Source organism: Nocardioides sp. L-11A, from assembly GCA_029961745.1.
In the GTDB taxonomy this organism is placed as follows: Bacteria; Actinomycetota; Actinomycetes; order Propionibacteriales; family Nocardioidaceae; genus Nocardioides.
Genome location: CP124680.1, coordinates 5,199,053 through 5,214,519 on the forward strand (window position 1 = coordinate 5,199,053; position 15,467 = coordinate 5,214,519).

The window sequence follows — 15,467 nt, forward strand, 5'->3', positions numbered from 1 at the left end:
AGTTCACTTCCTGACGAGATCGGGCAGCAGGTGCTTGCGGAGCTTGCCGTTGGCGCCGCGGGGCAGCTCGGCGACGACCTGGTACTGGCGCGGCACCTTGTAGCGCGCGAGCCGGTCGTGGAGGAAGGGCGCGAGCTGGCCGGCGACGTCGTCGCCGTACAGCGGGGAGCCGGGCACGACCTGGAGGACGGCGCAGGAGAGCTCGCCCCACTCCGGGTCGGGCAGGCCGACCACACCGGCGTCCTGGATGTCGGGGTGCTCCAGCAGGGCCGCCTCGACCTCGGCGGGATAGATGTTGACCCCGCCGCTGACGATGACCTCGGCCGAGCGGCCGAGCAGGAAGAGGTAGCCGTCCTCGTCGAGGTGGCCCAGGTCGCCGACGGTGACGAAGTCGCCCACCCGGCCGGCCTGGGTCTTCGCGTCGTCGCCGCGGTACTCGAAGGCGTGCGCGCCCATCCGGAGGTAGACGGCACCGTCGGTGCCGGTCGGGACCTCCGTACCGTGCTCGTCGAGGATCCGGACCTCGGCGCCGGGTTGGGGACGGCCGACGCTGCCGGGCCGCTCCAGCCACTCCGCACTCGAGATGGCGGTGCCGGCGGCCTCGGTCGCGCCGTAGTACTCCCAGACGACCGGGCCGAACCACGCGATGACCGCGCGCTTCACCGACGGGGGGCAGGGCCCGGCGCCGTGCACCAGGTTGCGCATGCTGCCGACGTCGTACGCCGCCCGGGTCTCCTCGGGAAGGCGCAGCAGCCGGTGCAGCTGGGTCGGCACCATGTGCGTCGTCGTGACCCGGTGCTCCTGGATCAGCCGGAGCACCTGCTCCGCGTCGAAGCGGCTCGTCAGCACCACCGCGTGGCCGTAGTGCAGGGAGGTGACGGCGAGACCGCTCACCGCGGTGTGGCTGAGCGGCGAGGTCACGAGATGGACGCCGTCGTCGAGCGGGGTGATGCCGAACATGCCGAGCTGCCAGGCCGCGCCGGCCGCGAACACGTCGTCCGGGTCGCCCTCCGGCAGTCGGCGCAGCACGCCCTTCGGGCGGCCCGTGGTGCCGGAGGTGTAGCCGAGGTAGGAGCCGGGCGTGCGGTTCTCGACCGGTCCCGTGGGCACCCCGGCGACCTCGGTGGTGAGGTCGCGGAAGCCGTCGGCCGCGCCGAAGGCGAGGCGGCGCTCGGCCGGCAGTCCCACCGTGTCGGCCGCCGCGCGCACGGTGTCGGCGTACGCGAGCGAGCAGAGCACGGCCACCGGGCCGGCGTCCTCGACGATATGGCCGACCTCGGTCGTGGTGAGCGCCGTGTTGATCGGCACGTAGTAGGCGCCGGCCTGCTGGCAGGCGAGCACCAGCGCGATCGCCCACGACTCGTTGGCGACCACCCCGACGACGCGGTCGCCCCGGTCGAGGCCGAGGTCGCGCAGCAGCCGTGCGGTGGCGTTGGCCCGGGCCAGCAGCTCCCCGCGGGTGACGGTGGCGCCGTCCGGCTCGACGACCGCGCGGGCCGCGGGGTCGGCGGCGGCCAGGCGCCAGAAGCCCAGCTCGCTCATCCGCGCCGCTCCCGGGCCACCCGCGCCACCAGCTCGCGCGCGAGGTCGCGGCGCAGCGCCGTCGTCGTGCCGTACGACGCGGCGAGGCCCATCACCCGCTTGAGCCAGATGTGCAGGTGGTACTCCCAGGTGAAGCCGATCCCGCCGTGCAGCTGGAGGGCGTCGACATTGGCCCGAGCGGCGGCGTCACCGGCGTAGGCCTTGGCCGCAGCGGCCCGGCGCGGCCCGTCGGGCTCGTCGACGGCGTCGAAGGCGGAGAGCGCCGCCGCGGTGGCCATGTCGACCATGACGGCGAGATCGGCCGCCTTGTGCTTGACCGCCTGGAAGGAGCCGACGGGCCGGCCGAACTGCTCACGGACGGCGACGTACTCGACGGTGAGGTCGAGCAGCCGCTGGGAGGCGCCCGCGAGCAGGCAGGCCGCGCCGGCGACGGCGAGCGCCCGGGTGCGGGCGACGACGGCGCTGTCGTCGCCCACGAGGGTGCCCGCGTCGGTAAGCGCGACCCGCGCCAGGGGGCGCAGCGGGTCGAGCGCGGCGACCGGGGTGACCTCGAGCTCGTCGGCGGTGAAGGCGCGCACGACGCCGTCGGCCCCCAGGTCGAGCAGCAGGTCGGCGTCGGCGGCGTACGGCACGAGCGGGGTCAGGTCCCCGAGACGGACGACGGCGACCGCCTCGCCGGCGGCGATGCGCGGCAGCCAGGCGTCGGCGACGGCGCCGGGCAGGGCGCCGAGCACGGAGACGGCGAGCACCGCGGTCTCCAGGTAGGGCTCGGGGACCGCATGCCGGCCGAGGCTGTGCAGCACGCCCGACAGGTGGGCGGGCGTCAGTCCCGCGCCGCCGTGCTCCTCGGCGACGAGGGCGGAGACCAGACCGGTCTCGGCCAGTCGGCCCCAGAGTGCGGGGGTGTGGGCGGTGCCGTCGTCGATCCGCGCGCGCAGGAAGTCGAGGTCGCAGTGCCGGCCGAGCAGGTCGTCGGTGAGCTCGACCAGCTCGCGGCGGTCCTGATCGAGGGTGTCGGGCAGGGTCATCGTCGCGGCTCCATCGGCAGGCCCAGCACGCGCTCGCTGATGATGTTGCGCTGGATCTCGTTGGTGCCGCCGAAGATCATGGCGGCCCGGGCGTACCAGTAGCGGTGGTGCCACTGGGACCACGCACGCAGCGTGGCGGGGTCGGCGTCCGGCAGCGAGCCCGGGTCGCCGACGACAGCACCGTCCTCGGCGAGCAGGCGGATGCCGGTGTCGAAGATGTCGTGCTGCATCTGGGTCCAGAAGACCTTGTTGATGCTGGCGGTGCTGTCGAGCTCGCCCCCCGCCTCGGCGCGGGCGGCCAGCCGGTAGACGTTGGCCCGGTAGACCTCGGTCTGCACCAGGACCCGGCCCAGCTCGTCGAGCGCATGCGTGTCGTCCCCGAGGGCGCGCGCATCGACGAGCGCGGCCAGGTCGGCGACGTCGCCTGCGAACTTGGCGTGGTCGCCGAAGACGGCGCCCCGCTCGAACCCGAGTGTCGACATCGCGACGGCCCAGCCGCGGTCGACCTCGCCGACGACGTTCTCGACAGGGACCCGGACGTCGGTGAAGAAGACCTCCGCGAAGCCGCGGGTGCCGTCGACCATCGCGAGCGGCCGCACCTCCACGCCGGGCGAGCGCAGGTCGATGCACAGGAAGGTGATGCCGTCGTGCTTGCGCTTGCGGCCGGCCTCGGGGTCGGTGCGCACCAGCGCGAAGATCCAGTCGGCGAAGCCGCCCATGGACGTCCAGATCTTCTGGCCGTTGACGACGTAGTGGTCGCCGTCGCGCTCGGCGCGGGTGCGCAGCGAGGCGAGGTCGGAGCCCGAGCCGGGCTCGCTGAAGCCCTGACACCAGATCGTGCGGCAGGCCAGCAGGTCGGGGATCCAGCGCGCGCACTGCTCGGGCGTGCCGTACTGCATCAGCACCGGGCCGAGCAGGTACAGGCCGCCCATGTTGATCCGTTCCGGCGCGCCGGCGCGGTAGTACTCCTCCGCGAACGCGATCGACCGGCGCAGGCCGGCATCGCGGCCGCCGTACTCGGTGGGCCAGTCGACGGCGGCGTACCCGCCCTCGAAGAGCCGGCCCTCCCAGGCGCGGTGGAGGTCGAATCCGGCGCGCTCGGTCCACGGCGGCAGGGGATCGGCGGGGACGTTCTCGGCGAGCCAGGCGCGCACCTCGGCGCGGAACTCCTCGACCTCGGCGACGGTGACCGGCGCGTTCATGCCGCGAGTCCCAGCACGTCGGAGACGGCCTGCATGGTGTCGGCGTAGTCGTGGGACTCCATCCGCAGGGACAGGTTGACCCCGTCGGCGCCGAGCTCGAGGTAGCGCTCGACCACGGCGGGCAGCGCGTCCATCTCGCCGGTGAAGCGGAGCCCCGCGATCACGTGCTGCTCGGCCCGGTCACGGCCGGCCTCGGCCAGCTGGGCGCAGTACGTCGCGTGGTGCTCGGTGAACTGCGACGGAGTGAGGTTCCAGGGGTACCACCCGGTCGCGACCGTGGCGGCACGGCGCAGCGCGGCCGGCGAGTGCCCGCCGACCAGCATCCGCGGCATCGGCGCGGGGTCCTCCGGGTAGATGCCGTCGGGGTCCGCCCACAACCGGGTGAGCTCGGCGATGCCCTCGCCGCAGCGCCGCCCACGGGTCTTGAACTCGGTCTGGCAGGCCGCGAACTCCTCGGCCGACCAGCCCACGCCGACGCCGAGGTCGACCCGGCCGTCGGTGAGCGCGGCCACGGTCATCAGGTCGCGGGCGAGCAGCCGCGGGTTGCGCAGCGGCAGCAACATCACCGAGCTGCCGATCCGCAGGCGGGTCGTCGCGGCGCACACCTCCGCCGCGGCCTGGAGCACGTCGAGCAGCCCCTGGTCAGCGGCCGCCTCCACGCGGGCCTTGCCGTCGACCGTCTTGTTGTGCCGCTCGACCTTCTCGGGGTCCGTGGCGGACGGCGCCTCGGGGTAGGGGTACTCCGAGGTGTACTCGTCGAAGAACACGATGTGCTCCGGCAGCCAGATGCCGGTGAACCCCAGCTCCTCGGCCGTCCTCCCGAACTGTGCCATGAAGGCGGGGTCCCGCTCGGCGCTGCCGTCGAACAGGTCGACCAGACCGATCTCCACCGAGGCTCCTCTCGTGGTCGTGCGCTTGACGATGGGTTGTCGTTGGTGCCGCGACTCAGGCGAACGCCGCGATGGCGGCGATCTCCTCGTCGGTCGGCAGGTGATCCAGGTCCGCGACGAGCTCGTCGACGCGGACCGGAAGCGAGGCGATCGCCTCACGGGCCGCGGGCAGGTCGGCGACCGGCACGCACCAGGTGCGCCGTACGCCGTCCGCCGCGTCGCCGAGCACCTTGCCGAGCACCTCGACCGAGGCGACCAGGTCGTCGCGGCCCGCCTGCCAGGCGAGCCAGCCGGCGGGGGCGCCGTGCGCGGCGGCGTACCGGTCGAGGACGTCGGCCGTGGTGGCCCGCAGGTGGGTGGCCGGCGCACGCTCGCCCACCGGCTTGGGGAGCGCGATGGCTCCGGTGAAGGACACCTGCTCCCCGGCGTACGACGCGCGGCGCTCGGTCCACAGGGCCCGCATGGCGCCCAGGTTGTCGAGGGCACGGCCGACGTGGTCGTCGACGTCGCGGAACGGGTCGGCCAGCGCGGCGGGCGGGGTGCCGAGGTCGAGCCCCAGCTCCAGCCGCCCGCCGGCGAACCAGTCGATGCTGGCGATCTGCTTGGCGCGGACGGCCGCGCTGTGGAGGGAGAGGAGGTCTCCGGACAGTCCGAGCCGGATGCCGCTCGTCGCCCGGGCCAGGCGCTGCAGGCCCAGGTTCGGGTCGTGCGCCCGGTCGGCGGCGGCCTCGCGGTCGCCGCCGGCCCACCAGGAGGCGAGCCCCGCCTGTTCGGCGGCCGCACCGGCCCGCGCGATCGCGGTGCCGAGCGACTCCCCTCCGGTCGTCCGGAAGCTGCAGGCGATTCCGAGGTCCATCGACGTCCTCTCCCTCACGCGGCCAGCGACCCGTGGGTCAGCCGGCCCACTCCGTCAGCGTGCCCTCGGCGGTCCACTCCAGGTAGGCGCCGGGCGCGTTCAGGCTGGCCTGGCCGTCCTTGTAGACGAGCTCGCCGTAGACGGTGTCCTGCGAGGTGATCCCCTCGAGCGCCTTGGCGACCTTGGCCGGGTCCTTGTCGCCGGCCTCCTTGATCGCCTCGGCCAGCAGCCACATGGCGGTGTAGCCCTGGGCTCCGTACATGTCGGGGTCCTTGCCGTACTCCTTGTTGTAGGCCTCGGTGAACTTCGTGGCGAGCTCGTTGTCGGTGAACCCGGCCTGGAAGGGCACGGCGAACAGCGCGCCGGCGAGGCCGCCGCCCGAGGACTTGAAGAGCTCGACGCTGTCGACGCCGTAGCTGGTCAGGATGCGCTTGTCGTAGTCGCGCTCGCGCAGCGACTTCGCCAGCAGCGCCGCGGGGGTGCCGAGCATGCTGGAGACGACGGCGTCGGGGTCCAGGGACTGGATCTCGGTCGCGGCCTGGGTGTAGTTGGTGTCGGTGGACGAGGTGTTGATGGTCTTCACGACGTCCACGCCGTTGCGCTCCAGGGCCGCCTTCCAGATCTCGGCGTCGCCGACCATGCCGTCGTTGTCGGAGGTGACGACGAGGACGGCGGTCTTGATGCCCTCGGCCGGGACGACGGTGTCGATGAACTGGTCGTAGATGCCCTCCGACTCGGCGGGGAGCACGACCGGTCGGTAGACGTACGGCGGCTCGGCGAGGCCGGCGAGGATCGCCGAGGTGACGATCGCGGGGACCTTGCTCTGCTTGATCATCGGCGCGAGGGCACCGGCCTCGGAGGACAGGCCGCAGCACAGCACACCGGAGGCGCCATCGGCGGCGTACTGCTTGTACAGCGCGATGGCCTGGGCGGGGTCACCCTTGATGTCGTCGATCTTGAGGTCGATCGTCTTCCCGTCGCCGAGGAAGTCGCTGTCGTTGATCTCCTCGACGGCGAGCTTCGCCCCCTCGGTGATCGGCACGCCGGCGAAGGCCGCCGGCCCGGAGGTGAGGGCGGGGAAGCCGACGAGGTACTCGGTATCGCCTCCCTCGTCGGAGGAGCTGCATCCCGAGAGGGCGACCAGGGCCGCCGTGGTGATGGCCGCGGTGACGGTACGGAACCGGCGGCGGGGGGTGATGAGTCGAGACACGAGCGTCCCTTTCTTGCGGGCGGGTCAAGCAAATGCTTGATTAATGTGAAGCAAGTGCTTGATCTTAAACACAGTGATGGCGGTCACGCAATGGCCCGAGACGGCAATTCCGGTGGAATCGGGGGGCGGGGTCAGCCGGAGGCGCCCTCGGGCGCCGGCGAGCCGTTCAGCTCGAACCGCCCACGGTCGATGACGACGTCGCCGGCGGGCGTCAGCACCCGGAACCGGCCCTCGTCACCGTCACGCCACACCACCAGGCGCAACGGGTCGCCGGGGAGGACCGGGCGCGTGAAGCGACCGGCCATGGCGCGCAGCGCGCTCACCTCGCCACCGCCGAGCCGGTTGACGAGCAGCCGCGCCACCCAGCCGTAGGTGCACATGCCGTGGAGGATCGGGCGCTCGAAGCCGCCCCGGGCCGCGAACGACGGGTCGGCGTGCAGGGGGTTGCGGTCCCCGGTCAGGCGGTAGAGCAGCGCCTGGTCCGGGCGGCTCGCGAAGTCGATCTCGAGGTCGGGGCTCCGCTCCGGCGCCGTCCAGGACGGGCTGGGCCCGCGCTCGCCGCCGAAGCCCCCGGCGCCGCCGAAGAAGGCGCCCAGCCGGCTGCGCATCAGCCGTCGGCCGGTCGCGGCGTCGACCAGCTCGGACTCGGTCCACATGACCGCATGCGGGTCCTTGTCCCAGATCTCGGTCACGGTCGTGACGACGTGGCCCGAGCCGGCAGCGGGGATCGGGCCGTCCACCTCGAACTCCTGCTCGGCGTGCACCGCGCGGGTCGGGTCGAAGTCGCCGACGTCCGGCAGGCCGTCGGCCAGGCCGAGGACCACCCCGAAGGTCGGAAGCACCTGCTGGGCGATGCCCTCGCTGTTCTCGGTCGTGAAGGCGAGCTCGGCGAGCGGGTCGTCCTGGCCGGCGCCCACGGCGAGGGCGTAGAGCAGCGAGTCCTGGTCGGTCCAGGTCACCGGGTGCGGTCCGGTGACCATGCCGACGCGGGTCGGGTCGAGAGGCATCAGTTCCTCCTGGGAGGTGCGGGGGCGGGTGGTGGGAGCGGGGGTCAGACGGACAGGCGGGTGCGCGGCCCGGCCTTGAGCAGGCGGGAGGGCAGCTCCCGGCCGACCAGGCGTTGGGCGAGCTCGGCGACGTCGAGGAGGCGCTCCAGGTCGACGCCGGTCTCCACGCCGAGCTCCTCGAGCAGGTAGACCGCCTCCTCGGTGGCGATATTGCCGCTCGCGCCGGGCGCGTACGGGCAGCCGCCGAGGCCGCCGACGCTGGCGTCGAACTGCCACACCCCCATCTCCAGACCGGCGACGAGGTTCGCCATGCCGGTCCCCCGGGTGTCGTGCAGGTGGAGGGTCAGCGGCACGTCCGCGTCGAGCTCGCGGAGCCGGCCGACCAGGCGGCGTACCCGCGGCGGCGAGCCCATGCCGGTGGTGTCGCCGAAGCAGATGCTGTCAGCGCCGTCACGACGCGCCCGAGCGGCGTACGACGCCACGACCTCCTCGGCGACCTCGCCCTCGTAGGGACAGCCGAACGCCGTCGCGACGATCACCTGGCACTGCGCGCCGGCCGCGTGGGCCAGGTCGATGACCTCGGCGATGCCGTCGAGCGACTCCTCCGGCGTGCGGTTGATATTGCGCAGGTTGTGGGTGGTGGACGCCGAGACGACGACCTCGATGTCGCGGAAGCCCGCGTCGAGGGCCCGGCGGGCGCCGACCAGGTTCGGCACGAGTGCGGAGTAGCGCACGTCGTCGCGCCGCCGCACCGCCGACCACACCTCGGCGGCGTCGGCCATCTGCGGGATGGCGCGCGGGTGGACGTAGGAGACGGTCTCGATCTCGCTGAGGCCGGTGGTGCCGAGCGCGTCGACCAGCTCGACCTTGCCCGCCGTGGGCACGGGCGGCTCGTTCTGCAGACCGTCGCGCGGTCCGACCTCGCGCAGCACCACGCGGGCGGGGACGTCGCTCATCAGAAGCCCCGCTCCGCGGCCACCAGCGCCCGATGGGCGCGCGGCGTGCCGTAGAGGCCGCGGGCGGCGGTGACGCGGCGGAAGTGGTGGGAGATCTCGTGCTCCCAGGTGAAGCCGATGCCGCCGTGGACCTGCACGGCCTCGCGCAGTACGAACATGGCGGCGTCGCCCGCCCGGGCCTTGGCGGCGGACGCGGCGAAGCGCCAGTCGTCGGCCTCCGCGCCGGCCGCGGCGACGGCGGCCAGCACCGCACTGGTCGCGGTCTCGAGCTCGGCGTACATGTCGACCAGCTTGTGCTTGACGCTCTGGAAGGAGGCGACCGGACGGCCGAACTGCTGGCGGTCGACGGCGTAGTCGCGGGCCAGGCCGAACGCCCGGTGCGCGGCGGCGAGGGCGTCGACCGCCGTGAGCAGGGCGCCGACCAGCCAGGCGTCGCGGACCGCGGCGGCCACCTCCGCGCCCGCGGCCACCGGGGTCGCCCGGGCCCCGTCGAGGTCGAGCAGCGCGAGTCCGCGGCCCGGATCGACCGCCTCCATGGCGCTCACCCGCACGCCCGGCGCGGCGGCGTCCACCAGCACCACGGCGAGTGTGCCGTCCGCACCGGTGGCGGTGACCAGGAAGGCGTCGGCGTGGGTGCCGCTGTCGACGAACGTCTTGCGCCCGCTGACCGCGAGCGTCGCGCCGTCGCCGTCGAGCCGAGCGGCCGCGTCGAGGGCGAGCCCGGCGCCGTCCTCGTGCAGCGCGGGTACGACGACCCGCCCCTGTTCCGCGAGCGCGCGGCGCAGCCCGGCGGCGTCCGCGGGGTCGACCCGCCGCAGCAGGCTCGCACCGACGCCGGAGGCCGCGACCAGCGGGCCGGACCACCCGCAGCGGGAGGTCTCGGCGACCGCGGCGGCGAGCTCGGTGAGCGTGGCGCCCTGGCCGCCGTACTCGTCCTCGACGAGCAGGCCGGCGGCGCCGACCTCCTCGACCAGTCCGGTCCACAGCTCGGGGAGCGCCGCTCCCCCGAGCCGGCTCACCTCCACCGGGCTGCGCTGGTCCAGGAACCGCGCGAACACCGGCGACAGCTCGGCACTGATCACCAGGCCTGCCATGATCTCTCCTCCCGCTCGATGTCGAGCAAGCGCTTGCTATTCTCCGCTGACGAGAGAGAACGCCGCAGCGCGGCGTTCCTCCTCAGGCTGTCAGGCCGTGCGGATCCCGTCGAGCAGGATCGCGGTCTGCACCTCGATGACCCGGTCGATGCCGACCCGGCCGCGGGGGTTGAACCAGCGGATCACCGCCTGGATCGCGCCCATGATCGTGCGGTAGATCATCCGGGCGTCGATGTCGTCGCGGATCTCTCCCGCGTCGATGCCCCGCTGGATCGTCTCCAGCCAGACCTTCTCGATCTGGTGCTGGCGCTCGACGATCCCCTTCATCGGGCCGACGTAGTGCCAGTCGTTCTGCAGGATCGTGACGTGCTGCCGGTTCTCGACCAGGCCGCGCAGGGCACACGCGACCAGCTGCTCGAGCGCGACGACCGGGCCGTCCGCCTCGGAGACCGCCACGTCGTACCCCCGGACCATCGAGTCGAGGTACTCGACGAGCACCTCCTCGACCATCGCCTCCTTGGAGTCGAAGTAGTAGTAGAGGCTCCCCGAGAGCATGTCGGCGTCGTCGGCGATGTCACGGACGGTGGCCGCGGAGAAGCCCTTCTCCGAGAACACCTTCGCCGCGGCGCGCATGATCAGCTCCTTGCGCGCCACGCCCGTGGGAGAGCCGGTCGAGCGGCGACGGGTTGTACTCACGCTGCGCTGCCTTTCTGCAACCGGTCCACGTGCTCGGACACCTTAACGGACCGGGTCGTGGTCGGACCGGAGATGCACGGACGGCCCATCTCAGGGTCGTCGGTCGGAGACGATGGTGACCGCGCTGACCAGGTCTCCCGGGCTGCCGCCCTGGTTCTGGACCAGCCCGAACCGCGGATCCGCGACCTGACGCTCGCCGGCCTCACCGCGGAACTGCAGCCACATCTCGAAGATCATCCGCAGCCCGCTCGCGCCGATCGGGTGCCCGAAGCTCTTCAGCCCGCCGTCGATGTTGACCGGCAGCGCGCCGTCGCGGTCGTAGCGGCCGTCGAGGACGTCGCGCCAGGCCTTGCCGCGCTCCGAGAAGCCGAGCTCCTCCATCAGGACCAGCTCGGTCGGCGTGAAGCAGTCGTGCACCTCGGCCAGCGAGATCTCGGTGGCGGGATCGGTGATGCCGGCCTGGGCGTACGCCGTGCGCGCCGACGCCGCCGCCTCGGCGAGGTCGGAGTAGTCGTAGTCGCTGTCGTTGCGCCCGGTTCCCGACCCGGCGTCGAGCGCCAGCGCGTGCACGTAGAGCGGCTTGTCGGTGTACTTCAGCGCGTCCTCGGCCCGCACGATGACCGCCGCGGCGGCACCGTCGGCGACGCCGGAGCAGTCGAACACGCTCAGCCGGCCGGCGAGGGTCGGCGCCGCGGCGATGGTCTCCTTCGGCACCTCCTTGCGGAACTGCGCACGCGGGTTCCGGGCCCCGTTGCCGTGGTTCTTCCAGGCGATGTGGGTCATCGCCTCCTTGATCTGCTCCTCCGGTACGCCGTAGCGGCGGGCGTAGGCGGGCACGATCATCGAGTACATCGCGGGCGCGCTGAGGACCGGCGGCGTACCGTCGTTGGGCACGCTCGGCATCTCCAGGCCGGAGTAGCCCGCGTCCTTGAGCTTCTCGCCGCCGACCGCCATCACGACGTCGTAGGCGCCGGAGGAGACGGCGTAGCAGGCGTTGCGGAAGGCCTCGGAGCCCGTCGCGCACATGTTCTCGACCCGGGTCACCGGCTTGTGGGAGATGTTGAGCGGACGGGTGAGGGTCAGGCCCGAGACGCCCGAGATCATCGAACCGAGCCAGAACGCGTCGACGTCGTCGACCCCGAGGCCGCCGGCCGAGCCGAGGGCGCCGTGGGTCGCCTCCACCAGCAGGTCGTCGACATTGCGGTCCCACAGCTCACCGAAGTTGGTGCAGGCCATGCCGACCACGGCGACGGGCGTCGCCAGGGCGTGAGATCCCATCAGTCCTCCTCCTCGAGGTGCGGCCGCACCTTCCACACGTAGTTCCTGACTCCGTTGCCGGCCACGCTCGCCAGCCGGAAGGTCGGACTGACCCGGTCGCCGATCGCGAGCTCGCGGCCCACAACGTCGGTCATCTCGCACTCGAAGCGACCGCCGCCGTCGAAGTCGACCGCGACCACCCGGGCCGGGAGCTGGACGGACTCGGAGAGCCAGTCGTCGGTGAAGGTCGCGATCCGGCCGGGCACGTCGACCATCGAGACCGGCTCGAAGCCCTCGGTGGCCGAGCAGCGCAGGCAGACCTGCCGCGGCGGCAGGTTGCGGTAGCCGCACGAGCCGCACCGCGCGGCCACGAAGCCGAACTTCCACGAGGCGGTACGCCGCGCGGCGGGCGGGACCGGCGGCTTGATGTCGGGACGGCGGGCCGGCTCGCGGGGCAGCAGGCCCCGCCAGTTGAGGAAGTCGCCGTAGGAGACGGGCTGTCCCGCAGGCGCGGCGGCGAGGCCGCTGCGCCCGCCCGTCACGTGCTTCTCGGTCACCCGGAAGACGAAGGCGTCGGCGCCGTCGGTGGCCGAGACCGCGAGCACCAGGTCGCCGGGCGCGGCGGCGTCGAGCGCGAGCGCCAGGCCGACGGCGAGATCGGCGGCGCCGGCGTACCCGAGGGCTGCCGCGTCGATGGCAGCCAGCTGCGCCGCCTCGAAGCCGCGGCGCGCCGCCGCGCGGGCCCGCGCGTGGGGGGTGCTGATGACGACGTGGTCGACCTGCTCGCGCTTGAGCTCGCAGCGGCCGAGGACGTCGTCGACGATCCGCTCGACGAGGGGGACGTACTCCTCGACCCCGAAGCGCTCCTCCCAGGTGCGGGTGCGCACGTCGCCGGGGATCCGCCACCGGTCGAGGAACTCGCTGGTCAGGGACGCGGTGCCGACCAGCTCGGCGACCGGGTCGGGACCGACCAGGAGCGCGGCGGCGGCGTCGGCGCCCTCGGCCTCGTCCGCGGAGCCGGGCAGGCCGTAGCGGACGTCGCTCGCGACGACCACGGCGGCGCCGGCGGCCAGGCCGGCGCGCAGGGCGCCCGCACCGCCACGCAGGGCGCCGGACACGTCGTAGGCCGCGACCTCGGCGGCCAGGCCCGAGGCGGCCGCGACGGTGGCCGCGTTCGACTTCTCGAGGTAGGCGGGGCGGGTCGTGGCGAACCACAGGCTGTCGACGCCGGCACCGGCTCCATGAAGCGCCGCGCGGGCCGCGGCCACGCCCATGGTGGTGGCGTCCTCGTCGTACGACGCCACGGGACGCGTGCCCTTGCCCCGGCCGCCGACGACCCGGGCCACGTCGGCCCGATCCAGGCGCGGCACGGGCAGGTAGACCGCATATGACTCGATGCCGACCACGGCACCTCCTTCTGCCCCGTCTCCGGAGACACTTTCAATCAAGCACTTGCTTTGATATCTTAGGCGCGCCGCCCCACCGACGCAACCGTGCGTCGGGCCAGGAGCCCCGATCGGAGGACGATGTCGACCGTGAGTGAGCAGGATTTCCGGCAGCACCTCACCGAGGTGATCGGTGCCTTCGCGCCGCGCCGGGCCGACGCGGGGAGCGCCTGGGGCGAGGGCGAGGACCGGGTCTCGGTCGTCGCCGAGCGCTCCGAGGGCGAGGCCGAGGAGATCGCGGAGCTGCGGCGCTACCGCGCCCACCTCGACACCCACGGGCTCGCCTGGGTCGAGGGCCCGGCGGCCTACGGCGGCGCGGGCCTCTCCAGCCGCCACGCGGACCTGCTGCGCGAGGTCGAGGCGGAGCACGAGCTCCCCGACGACGCCTACCTCCGGTTCAGCGCGTCGACGCTGTGCCCCACCCTGCTCGAGCACGGCACCGAGGAGCAGCGCACCGACCTGCTCCGCCGGCTGCGGACGGCCGAGCTCATCGCCTGCCAGCTCTACAGCGAGCCCGGGGCCGGCTCCGACCTCGCCGGCCTCTCCACCCGCGCCGAGCGCGACGGCGACGGCTGGCGACTCAACGGCCAGAAGGTGTGGAGCTCCGGCGCCCACTACAGCGATCTCGGCCTGTGCATCGCCCGCACCGACCCCGACCGGCCCAAGCACGCCGGGCTGACGACCTTCCTCGTCGACCTGCGGGCACCGGGCGTCGAGATCCGCCCGATCCGCCAGCTCACCGGCGGGGCGTCGTTCGACGAGGTGTTCCTCACCGACGTCCACGTCCCCGACAGTGCCCGCGTCGGCGAGGTCGACGGCGGCTGGAGCGTCGTGGTGACCTCGCTGCTCAACGAGCGCTCCGCCATCGGCCGCGAGGTCGGGGTCGACGACGCCCTGGTCGACCGGCTCGTCGACCTCGCGCGCCACGTGCAGGATCCCGTCGACGACCGCACCCGCGACCAGCTCGCCGACGTCGTCGTCCGGGCCTGGGCCGCGCAGCTCACGACCGCCCGCTACCTCGACGGCGGCGGGACGCCCGGCCCCGAGCTGGCGATGACCAAGCTGCTCACGACGGACCTGCTGCGCCAGATGAGCGACGTCGCCGCCGACGTCCTCGGCGCCGGGCACGTCGCCGACACCGGGGCGTGGGGCACCTACGCCTGGTCCGAGCTCACCCTCGGGCTGCCCGGCCTCCGCGTCGGCGGGGGCACCGACGAGATCCTCAAGAACGCCGTCGGCGAACGGGTCCTCCACCTACCGAAGGACGCACGATGAAGATCGACATGGGCATGATCGGCTCCTCCGCCGCCGGCTGCGGGCCGATCGCGGCCGACGCCGAGACACAGGGCTTCGACGGCGTCTGGGCGAGCGAGAGCGTCACCGACGCCTTCCTCCAGTCCCAGGCCGCGTTGCTCACCACCGACCGGCTGTCCGTCGGTACGGCGATCGCGGTCGCGTTCGCCCGCAACCCGATGTCCGTCGCCTATCTCTCCTGGGACCTCGCCGCCATGTCCGACGGGCGCTTCGTGCTCGGTCTCGGCAGCCAGATCCAGGCGCACATCGAGCGCCGCTTCTCCATGGAGTGGAGCCCGCCGGTCGACCGGATGCGCGACTTCCTGCTGGCCCTCGACGCCATCTTCTCCTCCTGGCGCGACGGCACCCGCCTCGACTACCGGGGCGAGCACTACCAGCACACGCTGATGACACCGGTCTTCACGCCGCACCACCACACCCATCGGATCCCCACGATGATCGCCGCGGTCGGCGCCAAGATGACCGAGCTCGGCGGGGAGCTGTGCGACGGCCTGCTCCTGCACGGCATGACCACCACGGCGTACCTCGACCAGGTGACGCTGCCCGCCGTCGAGCGCGGCCTCGCCACCTCCGGCCGCGACCGGGAGGCGCTCGAGCTCTACGTGCCGCTGTTCCTCGTGATGGGCGACACCGACGCCGAGCTGGAGGACATGGCCCGGCGTACGCGCGAGCAGATCGCGTTCTACGCCTCCACGCCGGCGTACGCGAAGGTGCTCGCCAGCGTCGGGTACGAGAACCTCCAGCCCGAGCTGCAGGGCCTGTCCCGCGAGGGCAAGTGGGCCGAGATGGGCGAGCTGATCGACGACCGACTCCTCCACGAGATCGCCCTCGTCGGCAAGCCGGAGGAGATGCCCGCGCTGTGCAAGGAGCGCTTCGGCGGCCGGGTCGACCGGGTGTCGTCGTACTTCGGCTGGCCCACCGACGACCCCGACCGGCTGCGCGAGATCCTCGCCGCCTTCGCCTGAGGAGA

The 15,467-nt window shown here is 73.1% G+C and carries 14 protein-coding genes; 2 read left to right on the plus strand and 12 right to left on the minus strand.

All coding sequences use genetic code 11. The features are described 5' to 3' along the window. Positions 1-3: 3 nt before the first annotated feature. From QJ852_24870 to QJ852_24925, 12 genes are all read right to left on the minus strand, one after another. Positions 4-1,542, minus strand: a complete 1,539-nt coding sequence (locus QJ852_24870) for an AMP-binding protein (protein ID WGX96367.1) — start codon at positions 1,540-1,542, stop codon at positions 4-6. Beyond that, positions 1,539-2,570: an acyl-CoA dehydrogenase family protein gene (locus tag QJ852_24875; protein ID WGX96368.1), complete on the minus strand. Its 1,032-nt coding sequence runs from the start codon at positions 2,568-2,570 to the stop codon at positions 1,539-1,541. The genes QJ852_24870 and QJ852_24875 overlap by 4 nt, the downstream gene beginning before the upstream one ends. Continuing rightward, on the minus strand, positions 2,567-3,772 hold the full coding sequence (locus tag QJ852_24880; GenBank protein ID WGX96369.1) for an acyl-CoA dehydrogenase family protein: 1,206 nt from the start codon (positions 3,770-3,772) through the stop codon (positions 2,567-2,569). The genes QJ852_24875 and QJ852_24880 overlap by 4 nt, the downstream gene beginning before the upstream one ends. Beyond that, positions 3,769-4,662 (minus strand): LLM class flavin-dependent oxidoreductase, encoded by an 894-nt coding sequence (locus tag QJ852_24885; protein WGX96370.1) that lies wholly within the window; start codon positions 4,660-4,662, stop codon positions 3,769-3,771. The genes QJ852_24880 and QJ852_24885 overlap by 4 nt, the downstream gene beginning before the upstream one ends. 55 nt (positions 4,663-4,717) lie before the next feature. Continuing rightward, the gene (locus tag QJ852_24890) at positions 4,718-5,518 is read right to left on the minus strand and encodes an LLM class flavin-dependent oxidoreductase (protein ID WGX96371.1); all 801 of its coding nucleotides are present in this window, start codon (positions 5,516-5,518) and stop codon (positions 4,718-4,720) included. Between the two features lie 37 nt (positions 5,519-5,555). After that, positions 5,556-6,728 carry an ABC transporter substrate-binding protein gene (locus QJ852_24895; GenBank protein WGX96372.1) on the minus strand — a complete coding sequence of 391 codons (1,173 nt, stop codon included), beginning with the start codon at positions 6,726-6,728 and terminating at the stop codon, positions 5,556-5,558. A 131-nt stretch (positions 6,729-6,859) separates the two neighbouring features. Next, positions 6,860-7,735, minus strand: a complete 876-nt coding sequence (locus tag QJ852_24900) for a MaoC/PaaZ C-terminal domain-containing protein (GenBank protein WGX96373.1) — start codon at positions 7,733-7,735, stop codon at positions 6,860-6,862. Between the two features lie 44 nt (positions 7,736-7,779). After that, positions 7,780-8,691: a hydroxymethylglutaryl-CoA lyase gene (locus QJ852_24905; GenBank protein ID WGX96374.1), complete on the minus strand. Its 912-nt coding sequence runs from the start codon at positions 8,689-8,691 to the stop codon at positions 7,780-7,782. After that, positions 8,691-9,785 (minus strand): acyl-CoA dehydrogenase family protein, encoded by a 1,095-nt coding sequence (locus QJ852_24910; GenBank protein ID WGX96375.1) that lies wholly within the window; start codon positions 9,783-9,785, stop codon positions 8,691-8,693. Before QJ852_24910 ends, QJ852_24905 begins: the two co-directional genes overlap by 1 nt. Before the next feature lie 90 nt (positions 9,786-9,875). Next, the gene (locus tag QJ852_24915; GenBank protein WGX96376.1) at positions 9,876-10,481 is read right to left on the minus strand and encodes a TetR/AcrR family transcriptional regulator; all 606 of its coding nucleotides are present in this window, start codon (positions 10,479-10,481) and stop codon (positions 9,876-9,878) included. Positions 10,482-10,571: 90 nt separating this feature from the next. Then, positions 10,572-11,759, minus strand: a complete 1,188-nt coding sequence (locus tag QJ852_24920; protein ID WGX96377.1) for an acetyl-CoA acetyltransferase — start codon at positions 11,757-11,759, stop codon at positions 10,572-10,574. Next, complete coding sequence (locus QJ852_24925) at positions 11,759-13,144, minus strand: hypothetical protein (GenBank protein ID WGX96378.1); 1,386 nt, start codon at positions 13,142-13,144, stop codon at positions 11,759-11,761. The genes QJ852_24920 and QJ852_24925 overlap by 1 nt, the downstream gene beginning before the upstream one ends. Before the next feature lie 129 nt (positions 13,145-13,273). Between QJ852_24925 and QJ852_24930 the strand changes: the two genes are divergently transcribed. Both QJ852_24930 and QJ852_24935 read left to right on the plus strand, forming a co-directional pair. Next, a complete protein-coding gene (locus tag QJ852_24930) occupies positions 13,274-14,458 on the plus strand; it encodes an acyl-CoA dehydrogenase family protein (protein WGX96379.1) in 1,185 nt (394 codons plus the stop codon). Then, the gene (locus QJ852_24935) at positions 14,455-15,462 is read left to right on the plus strand and encodes a TIGR03617 family F420-dependent LLM class oxidoreductase (GenBank protein WGX96380.1); all 1,008 of its coding nucleotides are present in this window, start codon (positions 14,455-14,457) and stop codon (positions 15,460-15,462) included. The genes QJ852_24930 and QJ852_24935 overlap by 4 nt, the downstream gene beginning before the upstream one ends. The last annotated feature ends 5 nt before the right edge of the window (positions 15,463-15,467 follow it).

What these genes read in the sequence shown, in the direction of transcription:
- QJ852_24900 (WGX96373.1), bottom strand. Translation starts at nt 7,735, where the DNA reads ATGCCTCTCGACCCGACCCGCGTCGGCATGGTCACCGGACCGCACCCG.
- QJ852_24935 (WGX96380.1), top strand. Translation starts at nt 14,455, where the DNA reads ATGAAGATCGACATGGGCATGATCGGCTCCTCCGCCGCCGGCTGCGGG.
- QJ852_24890 (WGX96371.1), bottom strand. Translation starts at nt 5,518, where the DNA reads ATGGACCTCGGAATCGCCTGCAGCTTCCGGACGACCGGAGGGGAGTCG.
- QJ852_24880 (WGX96369.1), bottom strand. Translation starts at nt 3,772, where the DNA reads ATGAACGCGCCGGTCACCGTCGCCGAGGTCGAGGAGTTCCGCGCCGAG.
- QJ852_24920 (WGX96377.1), bottom strand. Translation starts at nt 11,759, where the DNA reads ATGGGATCTCACGCCCTGGCGACGCCCGTCGCCGTGGTCGGCATGGCC.
- QJ852_24875 (WGX96368.1), bottom strand. Translation starts at nt 2,570, where the DNA reads ATGACCCTGCCCGACACCCTCGATCAGGACCGCCGCGAGCTGGTCGAG.
- QJ852_24905 (WGX96374.1), bottom strand. Translation starts at nt 8,691, where the DNA reads ATGAGCGACGTCCCCGCCCGCGTGGTGCTGCGCGAGGTCGGACCGCGC.
- QJ852_24870 (WGX96367.1), bottom strand. Translation starts at nt 1,542, where the DNA reads ATGAGCGAGCTGGGCTTCTGGCGCCTGGCCGCCGCCGACCCCGCGGCC.
- QJ852_24910 (WGX96375.1), bottom strand. Translation starts at nt 9,785, where the DNA reads ATGGCAGGCCTGGTGATCAGTGCCGAGCTGTCGCCGGTGTTCGCGCGG.